General features: G+C 64.5%; 18 protein-coding genes. 15 read left to right on the top strand and 3 right to left on the bottom strand.

All coding sequences use genetic code 11. The annotated features are described in order from the left end of the window. The 7 genes from DES41_RS30880 (at position 1) to DES41_RS30850 (ending at position 8,780) form a co-directional block, all read left to right on the top strand. Positions 1-1,347, top strand: a complete 1,347-nt coding sequence (locus DES41_RS30880) for an efflux RND transporter periplasmic adaptor subunit (protein ID WP_114471642.1) — start codon at positions 1-3, stop codon at positions 1,345-1,347. A 12-nt stretch (positions 1,348-1,359) separates the two neighbouring features. Further along, entirely contained in the window at positions 1,360-4,560 is a 3,201-nt protein-coding gene (locus tag DES41_RS30875) for an efflux RND transporter permease subunit (RefSeq protein WP_114471469.1), read from the top strand. A gap of 57 nt (positions 4,561-4,617) precedes the next feature. After that, complete coding sequence (locus DES41_RS30870) at positions 4,618-5,649, top strand: glycosyltransferase family 2 protein (RefSeq protein WP_114471468.1); 1,032 nt, start codon at positions 4,618-4,620, stop codon at positions 5,647-5,649. After that, positions 5,633-7,087 (top strand): ArnT family glycosyltransferase, encoded by a 1,455-nt coding sequence (locus DES41_RS30865; RefSeq protein ID WP_114471467.1) that lies wholly within the window; start codon positions 5,633-5,635, stop codon positions 7,085-7,087. The genes DES41_RS30870 and DES41_RS30865 overlap by 17 nt, the downstream gene beginning before the upstream one ends. A gap of 7 nt (positions 7,088-7,094) precedes the next feature. Beyond that, positions 7,095-7,664 (top strand): TMEM165/GDT1 family protein, encoded by a 570-nt coding sequence (locus tag DES41_RS30860; protein WP_114471466.1) that lies wholly within the window; start codon positions 7,095-7,097, stop codon positions 7,662-7,664. A gap of 76 nt (positions 7,665-7,740) precedes the next feature. Then, positions 7,741-8,250 (top strand): RrF2 family transcriptional regulator, encoded by a 510-nt coding sequence (locus DES41_RS30855; RefSeq protein WP_170168333.1) that lies wholly within the window; start codon positions 7,741-7,743, stop codon positions 8,248-8,250. Between the two features lie 212 nt (positions 8,251-8,462). Beyond that, on the top strand, positions 8,463-8,780 hold the full coding sequence (locus DES41_RS30850; protein WP_114471464.1) for a hypothetical protein: 318 nt from the start codon (positions 8,463-8,465) through the stop codon (positions 8,778-8,780). A 365-nt stretch (positions 8,781-9,145) separates the two neighbouring features. Here DES41_RS30850 and DES41_RS30845 read toward each other — a convergent pair whose 3' ends face one another. Both DES41_RS30845 and DES41_RS30840 read right to left on the bottom strand, forming a co-directional pair. Then, positions 9,146-9,721: an RrF2 family transcriptional regulator gene (locus DES41_RS30845; protein WP_114471463.1), complete on the bottom strand. Its 576-nt coding sequence runs from the start codon at positions 9,719-9,721 to the stop codon at positions 9,146-9,148. Positions 9,722-9,817: 96 nt separating this feature from the next. Continuing rightward, positions 9,818-10,189, bottom strand: a complete 372-nt coding sequence (locus DES41_RS30840) for an H-NS histone family protein (protein ID WP_114471462.1) — start codon at positions 10,187-10,189, stop codon at positions 9,818-9,820. A gap of 366 nt (positions 10,190-10,555) precedes the next feature. Between DES41_RS30840 and DES41_RS30835 the strand changes: the two genes are divergently transcribed. From DES41_RS30835 to DES41_RS30800, 8 genes are all read left to right on the top strand, one after another. Then, entirely contained in the window at positions 10,556-11,713 is a 1,158-nt protein-coding gene (locus DES41_RS30835) for a hypothetical protein (protein ID WP_245965941.1), read from the top strand. Positions 11,714-11,898: 185 nt separating this feature from the next. Then, complete coding sequence (locus DES41_RS30830) at positions 11,899-12,225, top strand: ArsR/SmtB family transcription factor (protein ID WP_114471460.1); 327 nt, start codon at positions 11,899-11,901, stop codon at positions 12,223-12,225. A gap of 10 nt (positions 12,226-12,235) precedes the next feature. Continuing rightward, positions 12,236-12,706 (top strand): ArsI/CadI family heavy metal resistance metalloenzyme, encoded by a 471-nt coding sequence (locus DES41_RS30825; RefSeq protein WP_114471459.1) that lies wholly within the window; start codon positions 12,236-12,238, stop codon positions 12,704-12,706. A 29-nt stretch (positions 12,707-12,735) separates the two neighbouring features. Next, complete coding sequence (locus tag DES41_RS30820; protein ID WP_114471458.1) at positions 12,736-13,242, top strand: arsenate reductase ArsC; 507 nt, start codon at positions 12,736-12,738, stop codon at positions 13,240-13,242. A gap of 72 nt (positions 13,243-13,314) precedes the next feature. Then, positions 13,315-14,601, top strand: a complete 1,287-nt coding sequence (locus tag DES41_RS30815; RefSeq protein ID WP_114471457.1) for an arsenic transporter — start codon at positions 13,315-13,317, stop codon at positions 14,599-14,601. A gap of 29 nt (positions 14,602-14,630) precedes the next feature. Continuing rightward, a complete protein-coding gene (arsC, locus tag DES41_RS30810) occupies positions 14,631-15,062 on the top strand; it encodes an arsenate reductase (glutaredoxin) (protein ID WP_114471456.1) in 432 nt (143 codons plus the stop codon). After that, entirely contained in the window at positions 15,049-15,765 is a 717-nt protein-coding gene (gene arsH / locus DES41_RS30805) for an arsenical resistance protein ArsH (protein ID WP_114471455.1), read from the top strand. Before arsC ends, arsH begins: the two co-directional genes overlap by 14 nt. A gap of 14 nt (positions 15,766-15,779) precedes the next feature. Next, positions 15,780-16,952: an MFS transporter gene (locus tag DES41_RS30800; RefSeq protein ID WP_114471454.1), complete on the top strand. Its 1,173-nt coding sequence runs from the start codon at positions 15,780-15,782 to the stop codon at positions 16,950-16,952. Between the two features lie 20 nt (positions 16,953-16,972). Here the strand turns inward: DES41_RS30800 and DES41_RS30795 are convergent, their stop codons facing one another. Beyond that, entirely contained in the window at positions 16,973-17,437 is a 465-nt protein-coding gene (locus DES41_RS30795; RefSeq protein ID WP_114471453.1) for a MerR family transcriptional regulator, read from the bottom strand. Positions 17,438-17,461 lie beyond the last annotated feature (24 nt).

The following is a 17,461-nucleotide window of genomic DNA, read 5'->3' as shown; positions in this document are numbered from 1 at the left end:
ATGACCAAGCCATCTCAGACGTCCTCCGGCAACCCGGGCCGCAAGAACATCATCGCCATCGCGATCGTCATCGCCCTCGGGGCGGCGGGCGCCTACCTCATCCTCGGCGGCGGCAAAGGCCACAGTTCCGGTGACGGACACGGACACGAACAGAAAGCTGCACAAACGGAAGACGACGGCCACGGCCATGGCCCTTCCGACAAGGATGCGCCCAAGGCTGCCGACGCGAAGGGCGAAGGTGCACCGGCCAAGGCTGCTGCGGCCAAGCCCGAGGGCGCCGCAAGCGGTGCGTCCGGCGAGCACAAGGAGGAAGCCGAAAAGGTCGCCATGACCGACGCTCAAATCCAAGCTGCCGGGATCAAGGTGGAGCCGAGCAGGTCGGCCATCGTCCGCACCGCGCTGCAACTGCCAGGTGAGATTCGCTTCAACGAAGACCGTACGGCGCACATGGTGCCGCGGATCGCAGGCGTCGTGGAAAGCGTCAGCGCCAACCTGGGTCAGCAAGTGCGCCGTGGCCAGGTGCTGGCGGTTCTTTCGAGCGTTGGTGTCTCCGAGCTTCGCTCCGAACTGCAGGGCGCCCAGCGGCGCCGCGAACTGGCCCAGACAACGTACGAGCGCGAGCGCACGTTGTTCGAGCAGAAGATCTCGCCTGAGCAGGACGTCCTGCAGGCACGTCAGGCACTTCGCGAAGCCGAGATCGCCGTTGCCAACGCCTCCCAGAAACTCCAGACGCTGGGCGCTTCGGGTGGTACGGGTTCGCTGGGTCGGGTCGATCTCCGTGCACCGTTCGATGGCATGGTCGTCGAGAAGCACATCTCGATCGGCGAGGCCGTGCGCGAAGACACCAGCGTGTTCACGCTCTCTGATCTGTCCACGGTGTGGGCGGAGATGAGCGTAGGTGCGGGCGACTTGGCCAGGGTGCGCGTCGGCGAACGCGTGCGCGTTCGCGCCGGCACGTCAGAGGCCACGGCGGAAGGCACGATCTCGTTCGTGGGCTCATTGATCGGTGCGCAAACGCGCACGGCCCCCGCGCGCGTGGTGCTCAGCAACCCACAAGGTGCGTGGCGGCCAGGCTTGTTCGTGACGGTGGAAGTTCTGACGAACGACCAAAGCACGCCCTCCCCCGTGACGGTCTCGTCCGAAGCCATCCAAACGGTGGAAGAGAAGCCGTCCGTGTTCGTGAAGGTTGACGGCGGCTTCAAGGCGCAGCCCGTTCGCGTCGGCCGCTCCGACGGCCAGCGCGTCGAGATCCTGGAAGGCCTGCAGGCTGGCGAGCCCTACGCCGCCGATGGCAGCTTCGTCCTGAAATCCGAACAGGGCAAGAGCTCTGCCACGCACACGCACTGAGGACGGCCATTCATGTTTGAACGCATCATTCGCTTTGCCATCGAGCAACGATGGCTGGTCATGCTGGCGGTACTGGGCTTGATCGGGCTCGGGATCTACAACTATCAGCGCCTGTCCATCGACGCGGTCCCCGACATCACCAACGTCCAAGTTCAGATCAACACGGCAACTCCGGGGTACTCGCCTCTGGAGACCGAGCAGCGCGTCACGTTCCCCATCGAGACCGTGATGGCCGGCCTGCCCGGACTGCAGCAGACCCGTTCGCTGTCGCGCTACGGCCTGTCGCAGATCACCGTCGTCTTCAAGGACGGTACCGACGTCTACTTTGCGCGCCAGTTGGTCAACGAACGGCTGCAGGGTGCAGTGGGCTCGTTGCCCGACGGGATCCGGCCCGTCACAGGGCCGATTTCGACCGGCCTTGGTGAGATTTTCCTCTGGACGGTCGAAGCCGAAGAGAACGCGAAGAAAGAAGACGGTACGCCCTACACGGCGACCGATCTGCGAGTCATACAGGATTGGATCATCAAGCCGCAGCTGCGCAACGTGCCAGGCGTGACCGAGATCAACTCGATCGGCGGTTTCGAGCGACAGTTCCAGATCGCGCCGATTCCCGAACGACTCCTTGCCTACGGCCTCACGCTGGCCGATGTGGTGAAAGCGGTCGAGCGGAACAACGCCAACGTGGGCGCCGGCTACATCGAACGCCGTGGCGAGCAGTACCTCATCCGTGCACCTGGCCAAGCCCGCGGCCTGGAGGATCTGCGCAACATCGTCCTGGCCAACAACGGCGGCACGCCCATCCGCGTGCGTGACGTGGCGGAAGTGGAAATCGGAAAGGACCTGCGCACGGGCGCTGCGACCGACAACGGCAAGGAGGTGGTGCTCGGAACGGTCTTCATGCTGATCGGAGAGAACAGCCGCACGGTGTCTCAGGCGGTCGCGAAGAAGCTGGAAGAGGTGAACCGCAACCTGCCGGAAGGCGTGAAGGCGATCACCGTGTATGACCGCACGAACTTGGTCGACAAAGCCATCGCAACGGTCCAGAAGAACCTTCTGGAAGGCGCGGTTCTGGTGATCGTGGTCCTTTTCCTCTTTCTCGGGAACATCCGCGCTGCGCTGTTGACGGCGCTCGTGATCCCGCTGTCGATGCTCTTCACCTTCACTGGCATGGTCAACCAGAAGGTGAGCGCAAACCTGATGAGCCTGGGTGCGCTGGACTTCGGGATCATCGTGGACGGCGCGGTGGTGATCGTGGAAAACTGCGTGCGGCGGCTTGCGCACGCGCAGGAAAAGTACGGCCGGCCGCTCACCCGTAGCGAACGTTTCCATGAGGTGTTCGCAGCCTCGCAAGAAGCTCGCCGCCCTCTGCTGTACGGCCAGCTGATCATCATGATCGTTTACCTGCCCATCTTTGCGCTGTCTGGTGTTGAGGGCAAGATGTTCCATCCGATGGCTCTGACCGTGGTGATGGCCCTCCTCGGTGCCATGATCCTGTCGATCACCTTCATCCCCGCTGCTGTTGCGCTGTTCATCGGCAAGAAGGTGGCCGAGAAGGAAAACCGTCTGATGGGCTGGGCACGTCGTGCATACCAGCCGATGCTGGAACGTGCGCTGGCTGCGCGCGGCGTGGTGGTCGCGATCGCCGCTGTTGCCGTGATCCTGTCCGGCCTGTTGTCCACCCGACTGGGCGCCGAGTTCATTCCCAGCCTCAACGAAGGCGACTTTGCCGTGCAGGCACTGCGCATCCCAGGCACGAGCCTGACGCAGTCGGTGCAGATGCAACAGCAAATCGAACGCACGCTCAAAGCAGAGTTCCCGGAGATCGAGCGCGTGTTCGCACGAACGGGTACCGCCGAGATCGCCTCTGACGCCATGCCGCCGAACATCTCCGACGCGTACGTGATGCTCAAGCCCGAGACCGAGTGGCCGTCGCCCAAGCGCACGCACCAGGAGCTGGTCGAGGCCGTTCAGAAGCGTGTCGCAGAAATGCCTGGCAACAACTACGAGTTCTCGCAGCCCATCCAGCTGCGGTTCAACGAGCTGATTTCCGGCGTGCGTGCCGACGTGGCCGTCAAGATCTTCGGCGACGACATGGACGTTCTGAACAAGACGGCCGCCGAAGTGGCGAAGGTCATGCAGTCGATCAGCGGCGCAACGGAAGTGAACGTGGAGCAAACCACTGGCCTGCCCATGCTGACGATCAACATCGATCGCGACAAGGCCGCTCGCTACGGGGTCAACGTCGGCGACATCCAGGACACCATCGCGACTGCGATCGGTGGCCAGAACGCAGGCACCCTGTTCGAAGGCGACCGTCGCTTCGACATCGTCGTGCGTCTGCCCGAGCGCTTGCGCGGTGACATCGATTCGATCCGTCGCCTTCCCGTGTCGCTGCCTGCGTCTTCTCAGGCCGCTGGTGGCCCTCGCGCCTCCTTCATTCCGCTGTCCGAGCTGGCCACCTTGGAAATGGCTCCCGGTCCCAACCAGATCAGCCGCGAGGACGGCAAGCGCCGAATCGTCGTGAGCACCAACGTGCGGGGCCGGGACATGGCCTCGTACGTGGAAGAGGCCAGCGCGGCGCTGCAGCAGCAAGTCAAGGTGCCGCCGGGTTACTGGACCACCTGGGGCGGCCAGTTCGAGAACCTTCAGTCCGCCACGAAACGCCTGCAGATCGTCGTGCCCGTCGCGCTTTTGCTGGTGTTCACGCTGCTGTTCGCCATGTTCGGGAACATGCGCGATGGCCTGATCGTGTTCACCGGCATTCCGTTCGCGCTCACCGGGGGCATCCTGGCGCTGTGGCTGCGTGACATTCCGCTGTCGATCACCGCAGCGGTCGGCTTCATCGCGCTGTCGGGAGTGGCTGTCCTGAACGGCCTTGTGATGATCTCGTTCATCCGCAACCTGCGCGAAGAGGGCATGTCGCTCGACGATGCCATCTTCCAGGGCGCGCTGACCCGCCTGCGGCCCGTGCTGATGACCGCCTTGGTGGCCTCGCTGGGCTTCGTGCCGATGGCCATCGCCACTGGCACGGGTGCGGAAGTGCAGCGCCCGCTGGCCACCGTGGTGATCGGCGGCATCTTGTCGTCCACCGCGCTGACGCTCCTGGTTCTGCCGGTGCTCTACCGCATGGCCTACCGGCGCGACGAAGAAGACGAGGAGAGGGAAGCCTCCGATCGCGCTGCGTTGCCCGCAGTTCCTGACGCGACGCATTAACCAACCGAGGCGTGACCACGGATCGGGACCTGCATCCCGGTCCGTGGCGTGAAGCCAATGAATGCGATCAATCGGTTTCCATTTGGTCCAAACGGCGCCGGCAGCGTGCAGTTGTCGGTCGTCGTTCCTTTCTACAACGAGCGGGAAGTGCTCCCGCTCTGTCTGCGCCGCATCACAGGTGTGCTCTTCAACATGGGCATACCGACAGAAATCGTCTTCGTCGATGACGGCAGCACCGATGAGGGCTCGGAAGTCCTCAGCTTCGCGGCCTTTCGCGAGCCGGATCACGACGAGCCCCGCGTGCGCGTGGTCCGCTTGAGCCGTAACTTTGGCAAGGAAGCGGCCATGATGGCCGGCATCGAGCACGCTAAGGGCGAAGCCGTCGTCGTGCTGGACGCCGATCTGCAGGACCCCCCCGAGCTGATTCCCGCGATGGTCCATGCGTGGTACCAAGGTGCCGACGTGGTGTCCATGCGGCATCGCCAACGTGACGGCGAGACCTGGCTGAAACGCGCTTCAGCGCACGCGTACTACCGGATCCTGCAGCGTTTGAGCCGTTCGCCAATGCCTGTGGACACGGGCGACTTCCGCTTGCTCAGCCGACGGGCCGTCCAGGCGCTGCTGCAATTGCCGGAGCGCTGCCGCTACATGAAGGGCCTGTATGCCTGGATCGGTTTGCCGACGACGGTCATCACGTACGACCGCGCGCCGCGTGCCGCCGGTCGTTCGACGTGGAGCTACGGCAAGTTGATCGGACTCGCGATGGAAGGGATCACGTCCTTCTCCGTCGCGCCTCTGCGGTGGGTCACCGGGTTCGGAATGCTGGCAGCTATTGCCGGTGGTGGCTTCGGCTTGAACATCATTGGCAAGACCGTCTTGTTCGGCTCGGACGTGCACGGCTACCCGTCGCTGATCGCTTTGGTCACCTTCCTCGGCGGCGTTCAGCTCATCACCGTCGGTCTGCTGGGCGAGTACGTCGGCAAGACCTACATCGAGTCCAAACAGCGACCGCTGTATCTGGTGCGCGACATCTTGCAGCCTTCCGGACAACCCGTGGAAAAGGCGGCCTGGCATGGGGCCAACGCTTAAGGTCTTGGGAGTCGCGCTGCTGCTGGGGCAGGCGATCCGATGGCTGGCGATGGGCTTAGTTCCCTTCGCCGATACGTCCGAACCCCGGTACGCCGAAGTGGCTCGCTTGATGGCCGAGTCGGGCGACTGGATCACACCTTGGTTCTCTCCTGGCCTTCCTTTTTGGGGCAAACCGCCGCTTTCCTTCTGGGCCCAGGCGCTCGGCATCCGTTGGTTGGGCTTGGGCGAGTTCAGCTCCCGCCTGCCAGGCTGGATGGCCATGGCCGCGGTTGCGTGGCTGATGCACCGCATGGGCCAGCGGATGATGGGTGTCCCCGCTGCACGCTGGGCTTTGCTCGTGTTCGCGACCATGCTGCTGCCCTTCGTGTCGGCGGGAGCGGTGCTGACCGACCCTTTCCTGGCACTCGGCGTCACGTGGAACTTGGTTGCGTTCTACTTCCTGAGTCTGGAGCCCTCCCGGCGCTGGGGCTACGGATTCTTCCTGGGCCTGTCGGTCGGCCTGCTCTCCAAAGGACCTCTTGCCGTGGTCCTGGTCGTCGGCGTGGTCGTGGCATGGTGCCTGTGGCATCGCCCGGCGCGCGAAGCCTTGCGCCGGATGCCTTGGTTGTCCGGCACCATCCTGATGTTGCTGGTCTCCGTGCCTTGGTACGTTCTCGCAGAGATCAAGACGCCGGGGTTCTTGCATTACTTCCTTCTGGGCGAACACGTGCTTCGGTTCACCGACCCTGGCTGGGCGGGTGACCTCTACGGATCGGCCCACGAGCGGGCGCGCGGGGCAATCTGGTTGGATGGCTTCCTGGCCGGCATGCCGTGGAGCCTGCTGGCGGCCGGCTGGCTCGCGGCGGCGTTGGTGAATGCACCATCCCGCGAGAGGTTGCAGGCATCGTTGCACGAAGGCAGCACACGCTTCTTGGTGCTTTGGGCGCTCTCAACCCCTGCGCTGTTCACGGTATCGAGCAACATCCTTTGGACGTACGTCTTGCCATCTTGCGGTGCGGTTGCGTTGCTGCTCGGCCGGGCCTTGGCGAACTCGACTGCCCACTGGCCGCGGCGTGCAGCTGGTGCCACGGCGATCGTCGTTCCACTGCTCTTCGCCGGCTTCGGCACCGCATCCATTCTCCGGCCCTCGTACCTGAAAACAGAGAAGTTCCTGGTCGAGGCAGCCAAGGACAACGCTATGACATCCGGGCCTCTGTATTTCGTGGGAGAACTTCCGTTCTCTGCCCGCTACTACAGCCAGGACACGGCACGCAGCGTCGAGCTGGACGCTGTGCCGTCGATGCTAAGAAGCACCAAGGGCGAAGTGCTCATCGCAGTTCGACATTCCGAAGCCCCGGCCCTGCACAACCTTGCAGGAACCGCACCGATGGAACTTGTGATGACGAGCCGACGCTACACCATGTACCGGGTCGCCGCCGCTCCGCGCGCGGCTTTCTGAGATCGTCATGGACACCTTCCTTACTTCATCCGGTGCGTCCTTGCTCGCGGAGCTGGGTGACAAGACCCAGCTTCTGGCCATCGTGATGGCGGTCGCGTTCAAGCGGCAACGGTCCATCCTCGTTGCGTGCCTGCTCGCAACCTTGGCCAACCACTTTGCTGCGGCGTCGATCGGCCAATGGCTGTTCCAAATGATCGGCCCGGTTGCCATGCGCTGGGGCATTGGCATGCTGTTCGTCGGCACCATGGGCTGGCTTCTCAGGCCCGACTGCGCAGACGATGCGCTCATGGAAGTGTCAACAGGCGTGTTGCTTCCGACCGCGCTGCTCGGATTTTTCCTTGCCGAGTTCGGCGACAAGAGCCAGGTGGTTGCAGCGGCGTTGGCGTATCCGGAAGGAAAAACCCTGTCGTCAGTGCTCGGTTCGACGCTGGGCGTTTTCCTTGCTACCGTCCCGGCGGTCATGTTCGGGGAGAGACTGGCTGCCATGGTCTCGATGCGAAACTTGCATCGCTTCGCCGCCGGTCTCTTCGGCCTGACGGGATTTGCGGTCCTCATGACGCCGAGCATCCTTCAATGATCCGCTCGACAGCTGCTGTGAAAGGGCCAAGCATTTGTGGGTACGCAAGAACCCACCCTGAAGGGCGCACATGCGAATGACCAGCAAGAGCCGGCTGTCCGTCGACCTCATGACCGACATGGCGCTGCTGGAGTCGGATGGTCCAGTCGCCTTGCGTGTTCTGGGAAAACGCAACGGAGTGTCGCCCTCCACAGTTGAGAAGCTGGTTGGCAGACTGAGCCACGGTGGCTTGGTCGAAGGGGTGCGCGGTCCGGGCGGCGGCTACGTGCTGACTCGCCATCCGCGATCGATCACGGTTTCCGACGTCGTACTCGCCGCAGACGAATGGGCGGCGGAGGACGCCTTGAAGGCCGCTTGCGTGACCAGGGAGGACGCGTCACTCTCCTCTGATCTTTGGGATTCACTGACCACGCGCATGCTGAGGTTCATGAAAGCCATCACGTTGGAAACGCTCGTGAACCAAAGGCTTGCGGCTCAAGCGTTCCAAGAAGGCCCCGCACCGGGCGCTGAGATCTCGGGGCCGAGAGTGTGCACCGGCACGATTGGCAAACGACAGCATCGGCTTTGGCCCCACCCACTAACATGAAGGCCTGATTTGATGCAAGCCACGACGCATGGCCGCGGCCGGCGCTTACCGATCCGGTCGGCACTTCGCTCCTGGCCCTATCGCAACGAAGGCGTTCTCTGGTCATCAGCGTCAGCACCATCGCCTTCTGCGGCGTGGGTTGACTCCGTTTGCGATGCCCCGCTGACACTTGGATTGAACGCCTTGGAACAGCTGTCTCGTGGAGCCAGCCGATGAAGCTCGCGTTCACAGCGCCGACCGCCTCCGATTTGGATCGGGAACGAGGCTTGGCCGCGGCCTATCTGTTCCTGAAACGGTCCGGCATCTCGATCGAAGAAGTGAAGCAGGGAATCGACGCACGCGCGTCGTGGGTCGATAGCGGAATGTCCCCGATGCTTGAGCCAGACCCGATTCTTCTCACCGCAGCCGAGGCCTGGGACAATGCCATGGAAGCGGCCTTCATGACCTGCTACGGTGATCGAAGCACGCAGTGGGGCGCTGCACTTCGCATCGTGCCCGACAACGACCAAGGCTCCGACCCCCAAGGATAGCAAGCGGCTTGGTTAAGTCGTCACCTGCGTGGCCAAGCTGGTGATCCTCATCGATCCAGCGCGCGATAGCGTGTGTTCGGCTCCGCGTCACGGCATGCCATTGCAGGTGCACATCGTCGATGTTTGAGAGACTCGGATCGAAGTGCTTCACGATCCACGGATCGCTTGCTGGCAGATAGTCATTGCGACGAGCGCTGCAATCACAACCAGAGCGTCCCGAGCAGCAATCGTGGTGATTCACGGAGCGATGCGCCGGCCCATTCAGCAAGCCATGGAACTTCGTCGTCGAAGTCAGTCGTGCGCGAAGCTCATGGGGGATTGGAACGCTGTGCCGCTCATTGCAGCTGAGAGCAAGCAAGTGCGCCTCATTCAGGAATCTTTGTCTTTCTGGGCCCGGAGGCTGTCACGTCGAACCTGCTGCGCAAGCTGGACACAGAATTTGGTCCCCGTTCGATGAGCGGCCAAGGACGAGGTCGATCGGGAACGATGGACCGCATGATGGACGGCCGCGTCGGCGGGCTGTCAACCTGCGCAGCCTCTACCAGTTGCTTCAGCGTGATGCCTTGAAAAGACTCGAGGGTATGCAATGACCAGTCGCTCCACAGCTTCAGTGCGAGCGATTCTCCGGGACCAATCACTGCAGGCATTGGCGTCACGCAGGCGTCCCTGGCATCCTGTGCAGACCGCTTATCGACGGCCATGACGACGTCGGCAACCGTGATCAACGAAGTGGCGCGCGCCAGAATGTATCCACCGTTGGTACCGCGGGTACCATGGACCAGACCCGCACGGCGAAGATGACCGAATAGCAGCTCAAGCTGCGACAACGAGGTCCGGTGGTGGCCGGCCAGTGCAGTCAGCGCGACGGGACCGAAGTGCTCGCGCAAAGCGACGTCGATCATGGCGCCCAATGCCAATCGGCTTTTGGTGTTCAGTCGCATGGGATCTCAGAACTCGCAGCCGTCAGCGTGCGTGCGCATTGCAGTTCGCCTTATGCTGCCAACAGCCACGGAGAACGACTCCTTGCTCAAGGCCACTCAAACGCCCGCTCGAGTTTCGTCTTCGAAATACTCGGATACCACCTGCGACTTCGGCAGAGCGCTCGTCGAAGTCTCCCAGAATTGGATGAGAAAGTCCTCGCGGTTCTTGTTCTGAATCCACTGCGGCGGCTTGCCGCGCCCTGCCCAGGTTGCACCGCTCGCGGGGTCACGATACTTTGGTGTGGACTTGAGCTCAAGCTTCTGCGCCTGTTGTGCCTTCTTTCCGAAGATGTCATCGGGCTTGATGCCGTGTTCCATCACCAACGAGCGCATACGGCTGATCGCCGCACGGATCTCTCTGGCCCGAGTTTCAAGAATCTGGCGATCCAGGGCATCGCGTTGCGCGACAAGCACCTTGTACGAGGTCATGAGAGGTCTAAAAGTGTGGGCGCGTCAACGGGGCACCCATAGGTAAAAAGTTGAAGTCTGCCTTACCCACCATGGCTTTCATGAACTTCGAATCATCGGCGCTTGGCGCACTGTCAAGTCCTTCACTGCCGCGTGAGTGAGTCAGTGTAGGTGCCGAAAACTGCAGGACGTTCCGAAATTCTTAGACCGTCAAAAATGTAATCCTCAGGTTATCTGAACACCCCGACTGCAACTGGCTCTATGCAACGGTGGTCATTCGATGATCTCGCTCGGCCTGTACAGAAAGCTCGACCTAGGCGGTAGTGGTCTGCAGGCAGCAAGCGTGAAGAGCCATGCCAAAATCTCTTCGACACCTTTCGAAACGACATGCTTCACAAGAAGGAGAAGTGCATGGCAGGGGGATTGGGCTTCAAAGGGTTCACGGCGGTGGTCGTGCTTGCGGCATCGCTCTTGCCCGGCATCGGCAACGCGTTCCAAGTGCTTCCCCGCATCAGCGACGTCGATCGGAAGCTCACCAGCGTGGGCACGAACCAGTGGGTCGATGGCCTGGGCATCTGGTTGGTTGGCAACGCTTTGCCGATGATCAAGAACCCGTTGCACGAAGCCATCACTTTGAACGCTTTGGGTTGCTCGGTGCAGGCCGGCTCGGAAGCGGAGTGCGTCACGGTGGCCGCGATCAAGCAGCATCAGGTTTTGTTGTACGGCGTGAGATGGCCCGACGATCCCCCATTTGCGCTGAACCGCAGCGACCCGCCTCGCACGTCGAGCTGCAACCCAGCAGTGACGCTGCGTTCTACCGCTCAGCCGAAGTGTTGGGCGACGCTGTTCTCAGACGCAGCGGCAACGGCGAAGATCAACCTGAAGAAGGATCCCGCTTCCCCTGCTTTTGGGCCTGGCGACTATTTGCTGTACCGCTCGCACTTCGGCGATCTGCAGTTCTTCCATGCCATGGCCGCGCACGATGGCGAGTTGGCGGCGGTGGCGCAACGGCGCATGAAGTCCTGGGCGCAGTTTTTGTGGGGCATTGCGACCAAGACCCTACCGACCGGTAAGTTCGTCCGGGACTTGGAGCCTGCAGCGCTGGGGGAATACTTCCCAGGGGACATCACGGCAACGAACCTTCTGGCCACCGGCATCGTCGAGGTGCGCAAGGATCTGTCCCATGTGGCCATGGGAGCGCTCTTGCACATGGTTCAGGACAGCTTCTCTCAAGCGCACAGCGGGCGCGGCGCAGAGACGGGAGCGATGTGCCCAGGCTCTCCTCGGTTTGCTCAGCCCGGTCGCATCGAGCGCTTCTACAGCTACGCAGGCCAGGCGGGATCGGCGCACGACCGGGAGGATACGTTTGCTTCTCTGAACGTGCACACGCTCCAGGTGAGCCCGACGGTGGTCGATGCCAGCAAGGGGTTCCTGGCTCTTTGGAACGAAGGTGCCTCGTGGGACGAAGCCGAGAAGCTTTTCGATTGCGTGTTCGCGCTGCAGGCGCCGGGCGCAGCTGCTGGCCCAGGGCCGTTCGTCAACTAGTTCTGCAAACCGGTCGATTCTGTCTGCGGCTGGAGAGCGGGCCAAAGTGGGGGCTAGCGTCGACGGTCAGCTCTAGGAAGTACAGCAGCCACAGAGGTCGCACCGAAGGAGGTGCGGACAGCCAGTCGCTTGCAACCGCAGTGAAGTCGCAAACCTTAATTCAATAATCGTTGTATAGTTCATTCATGCAAGAAGCCGATGCCGTCCGCTCCCTCGCCGCCCTGGCGCAAGCCCTGCGCCTGCGCCTGTTCCGCGCCCTGGTCGTTGCAGGCCCCGAGGGCCTGACCCCGGGCGCCCTGGCCGAGCACTTGGACGTGGCCGGCAACACGCTGTCGTTCCACCTCAAGGAGCTGACGCATGCCGGCCTGGTGACGCAGGAGCGTCAGGGCCGCAACCTCATCTACCGCGCGTCCTTCACCACGATGAACGAGTTGCTAGGCTACCTCACCGAGAACTGCTGCGAGAGTGCAGCGTGCTCGACCACCGATGCGGCAGCCGACTGCCGTTGCTGAAAGGCTCCCCATGAAGCGCTTCCACGTCCACCTGCACGTCACCGACCTGCACCAGAGCATCGCCTTCTATTCCAAGCTGTTCGCCGCCGAGCCCGCGCGCATCGAGGACGACTATGCAAAGTGGATGCTGGAAGACCCGCGCCTGAACTTCGCCATCTCCACGCGCGGCGCTGCGCCGGGCGTGGACCACCTGGGCTTTCAGGTGGACGAGGCCGCCGAGCTGGCCGACCTCAAGGACCGCGCCGAAGCAGCCGATCTGGCGCTGCTGGATGAAGGCCAGACCACGTGCTGCTACGCCCGCAGCGACAAGCACTGGATCACGGACCCGCAGGGCGTGCCGTGGGAGCACTTCCAGACGCTGGCCAACGTGCCGGTGTTCGGCAAGCCTGCCCCGGCCAAGGCCGCTGCAGCGGCCTGCTGCGCCCCTGTGGCCGTGCCGGCATCCACATCCTGCTGCGGGCCTGCAAAGGCCTGCTGCTGACCGATTCCCCCTGTCCCCAACCACGACCCATGACCTCGACCACCAAGCCGCTGAACGTCCTGTTCCTGTGCACCCACAACTCGGCCCGCAGCATCCTGGCCGAAGCCCTGCTGAACGGCATGGCCGGCGACCGCTTCCGCGCCTTCTCGGCCGGCAGCAGCCCGCGCGACAAACAGCAGCCCAACCCGCTCGCGCTGGAGGCGCTGCAACGGGTTGGCATCTCCACCACAGGCCTGCGCAGCAAGAGCTGGGACGAGTTCGCCAAGCCCGACGCGCCGCACATGGACCTCATCATCACCGTGTGCGACAACGCGGCCGGCGAGGTGTGCCCGATCTGGCCGGGCCACCCCGCCACGGCGCATTGGGGCTACGCCGATCCCTCGGAGGTGGAGGGCAATGCCGAAGAGAAGCAGGCCGCGTTCCGCAAGACGCTGCACGCCATCCGCCAGCGCGTCGAGCTGTTCATCAACCTGCCCGCCGCAGCCATCGACAAGCTCTCGATCCAGCAGTCCGCACGCGACCTGGCCAAGCGCTGACCGCGCGCGGCTGACCCCTCCTGCGGCCCTGCCGGGCCGCGTCCCCCGTTCCCTCCAAACAAGGCCCCCGCCATGCTCGCGGCCATCCTGATTTTTCTGTTCACACTCGTGCTGGTCATCTGGCAACCGCGAGGCTTGGGCATCGGCTGGAGCGCATCGCTCGGCGCCGTGCTGGCCCTGGTCTTCGGTGTGGTGCACTTGGCCGACATCGCCGTGGTGTGGGGCATCGTCTGGAACGCCACCGCCACGTTCGTGGCCGTCATCATCATCAGCCTGTTGTTGGACGAAGCCGGCTTCTTCGAGTGGGCCGCGCTGCATGTGGCCCGCTGGGGCGGCGGCAACGGCCGCCGGCTGTTCGCTTTCATCGTGCTGCTGGGCGCGGCCGTGGCGGCCCTGTTCGCCAACGACGGCGCCGCGCTGATCCTCACGCCCATCGTCATGGCGATGTTGGTCGCGCTGGGCTTCTCGCCGGCCGCCACGCTGGCGTTCGTGATGGCCGCCGGCTTCATCGCCGACACGGCCAGCCTGCCGTTGATCGTGTCCAACCTGGTCAACATCGTGTCGGCCGACTTCTTCGGCATCGGCTTCAACCAGTACGCCGCCGTGATGGTGCCGGTCAACATCGCTGCCGTGCTGGCCAGCCTAGCAGTGCTGCTGCTGTACTTCGGTCGGGGCGTACCGGCGCGCTACGACCTGGTCCAGCTCAAGACGCCGGTCCAGGCCATCCGCGACCCGGCCACCTTCCGGGCCGGCTGGGTGGTGCTGGTTCTGCTGCTGGTCGGCTTCTTCGGCCTGGAGCCGCTGGGCGTGCCGGTCAGCGCAGTCGCGGCCGTGGCCACCGTGGTGCTGCTGGCCGTGGCGGGCCGGGGCCACGTTATCAGCACGCGCAAGGTGCTGCACGGCGCACCCTGGCAGATCGTGGTGTTCTCGCTGGGCATGTACCTGGTGGTCTACGGCCTGCGCAATGCCGGCCTGACCGACCGCATCGCCGGGCTGCTCGATGTGTTCGCGCAGGGCGGCGTCTGGGGTGCGGCCATCGGCACGGGCGTGCTCACAGCCTCGCTGTCCTCGGTCATGAACAACATGCCCACGGTGCTCATCGGCGCACTGTCGATCGACGCATCGCAGGCCAGCGGCGTGGTGAAGGAAGCCATGATTTACGCCAACGTGATCGGCTGCGACCTCGGCCCCAAGATCACACCGATTGGCAGCCTGGCCACGCTGCTGTGGCTGCACGTGCTCCAGAAGAAGGGCACCACCATTGCCTGGGGCTACTACTTCCGCGTGGGCATCGTGCTCACGCTGCCCGTGCTGCTGGCGACGCTGGCGGCTCTGGCTCTGCGCTTGAGCCTGGCTTGACCGCGCCGACCGTCCACAAGGAACCAACCATGCCGAACATCACGATCTACCACAACCCCGCCTGCGGCACGTCGCGCAACGTGCTGGCGTTGATCCGCAACTCTGGCGAGGAACCCCAGGTCATCGAATACCTGAAGACGCCGCCCGACCGGGCGACGCTGGAAGCGCTCATCGCGGCCATGGGCATCACGCCGCGCGAGCTGCTGCGCCAAAAGGGCACGCCTTATGACGCGCTGGGCCTCATCAGTACCAAGTGGACCGACGCGCAGTTGATCGACTTCATGCTGCACGAGCCCATCCTGATCAACCGGCCCATCGTCGTCACGCCGCTGGGCACGCGGCTGTGCCGGCCTTCGGAAGTGGTGCTCGATCTGCTGCCGCAACCGCAGCAAGGCGCCTTCACCAAGGAAGACGGCGAGGCGGTCGTGAACGAGAAGGGGGTGCGCATTGCCAAGCCCTGAACTGCCGAACATCGATGCCGACCACTTCCAACGGCCCGACCTGGCGCGGCTGCTGCCGGCCGAGCGCGCCACCCATGCGCCGCGCATCCTGCTGCTCTACGGGTCCGTGCGCGAGCGCTCCTACAGCCGGCTCGTGACCGAGGAAGCGGCGCGGTTGCTGCAGGCCCTGGGCGCCGAGCCGCGCATCTTCGATCCGCGTGGCCTGCCGCAGCCCGATGGCGCGCCCGAGGACCATCCCAAGGTGCAGGCGCTGCGCGATCTGGCGCAGTGGTCCGAGGGCATGGTGTGGTGCTCGCCCGAGCGCCACGGCGCCATGACCGGCATCATGAAGTCGCAGATCGACTGGATTCCGCTGTCCAGCGGCTCGGTGCGGCCCACGCAGGGCAAGACGCTGGCCGTCATGCAGGTGTCGGGTGGCTCGCAGTCCTTCAACGCCGTGAACCAGCTGCGCGTGCTGGGCCGCTGGATGCGCATGCTGACCATCCCCAACCAGTCGTCGGTGGCCAAGGCCTTCGCCGAGTTCGAGGACGACGGCCGCATGAAGCCCTCGCCGTACTACGAGCGCGTGGTGGACGTGATGGAAGAACTGGTGAAGTTCACGCTGCTGACGCGTGACTGCGCGGGCTACCTGGTGGACCGCTACAGCGAGCGGCGCGAGAGCGCCGAGGCGCTGTCCAAGCGGGTCAACCTGCGCAGCATCTGACCGGCCCGGCCCAGGTGCAAAGCCGAACCACGACCACCGTTCTGCTGGGCGTGGCGCAGACGCTCGCATGGGCCTCGTCGTACTACCTGCCGGCCATCCTGGCAGACGCCATCGCGCGCGATCTGGGCACCACCAGCTCGGCCGTGTTCGGCGCCTTTTCGGTGGCCCTGCTCATGTCGGCGGCCATCGGGCCTTTCGCCGGCCGGCTGATCGACCGGCGAGGCGGGCGGCCGGTGCTGATTGCCAGCAATGTGGTGTTCGCGGCCGGCCTGGCCGCATTGAGCCAGGCACAGCAGCCGCTGCACGTCTTCGCGGCCTGGGCCGTCATCGGCTTGGCGATGGGCAGTGGCCTCTATGAAGCCGCGTTCGCCACGGCCGTGCGCCTGCACGGGCAGAACGCCCGGCGCACCATCACCGGCATCACGCTGTTCGCCGGCTTCGCCAGCACCGTGGGCTGGCCGCTTACGGCCTGGCTCGAGAGCACCATGGGGTGGCGTGGGGCCTGCCTCGTGTGGGCCGGGCTGCACCTGTTCATCGCGTTGCCGCTCAACGCCATGCTGCCGGCGGCCGAGCGAGCCGCGCCGGCATCGAGCGATGCCGCCGGCCAGCCCGAGCAGCAGACGGCCTTGCCGCCGGCCAAGCAGCGCGGCGCCGCTGTCCTGCTGGCCTTCGTCTTCGCCGTGGCCTGGTTCACCAGCACGGCCATGGCGGCGCACCTGCCCAAGCTGTTGCTTGGCGTCGGGGCGAGCCTGGCGGCGGCCGTGGGCATCGCGGCGCTGGTCGGGCCTGCACAGGTCGCGGGCCGGCTGATCGAGTTCGCGTTCTTGAGCCGCGCGCACCCGCTGCTGTCGGCGCGGTTGGCCACGCTCGGCCATCCCCTGGGCGCGCTGTGCATCGGCCTGTTCGGCAGCTTGGCCGCGATAGCCTTCGCGGTGTTGCACGGCCTGGGCAATGGCATCCTGACCATCGCCATCGGGACGCTGCCGCTGCTGTTCTTCGGTGCGAAGGGCTACGGCCAGCGGCAGGGCTTCCTGATGGTGCCGGCGCGCATCGTGCAGGCCGGCGCGCCGTTCCTGTTCGGCCTGGCGGTGGAGCGCCTGGGCGTGGGCGCGCTGTGGGTCTCGGCAGGCCTGGGCCTGGCCGCATGCCTTGCGCTGTCGCGTTTGGCAAGAAACCTGCCGCGCTGAACAACTCCCGGCGCGGCGTCTCAGCCGGTGGTGCAGCAGCCAGCCGTAGGCTTCGCTGGCCCCTTGCGCAGGTCCTCGAAGATGCAGCACTGTGCTGCCGGCCCGCCTGCGCACTCTTGGTCGCAGTCCTGCACGAAGCGCGCGAGGCTGCGCTCCAACTGCCGAAGCTCGGCCATCTTGGCCCGCACCGCGACCAAGTGCGACTTGGCAACGTCGCGGGCATCCCGGCAGTCGTTGTCGGTGTTGTCGGCCAGGGACAGCAGCGCGCGCGTGTCATCGATGCTGAACCCAAGGTCGCGGCAATGCCGGATCAGAGTCAACACATCGACCACGGCCTCGGGGTACACGCGGTGCCCGCCGTCGCTGCGCGCGCCAGGCTCCACCAACCCGACCTCTTCGTAGTACCTGATGGCCGAGACGGCCAGGCCTGTGCGCCGGGCCACGGCGCCGATGGGCAAATGCTGTGCGGGCGTCAGGGCTTGCATCTCAAGTTACTTGAGGTTCTAGAT

The sequence above is a fragment of the Pseudorhodoferax soli genome, assembly GCF_003337555.1.
In the GTDB taxonomy this organism is placed as follows: Bacteria; Pseudomonadota; Gammaproteobacteria; order Burkholderiales; family Burkholderiaceae_C; genus Pseudorhodoferax; species Pseudorhodoferax soli.
This window is presented reverse-complemented; position numbering and strand designations above follow the sequence as displayed.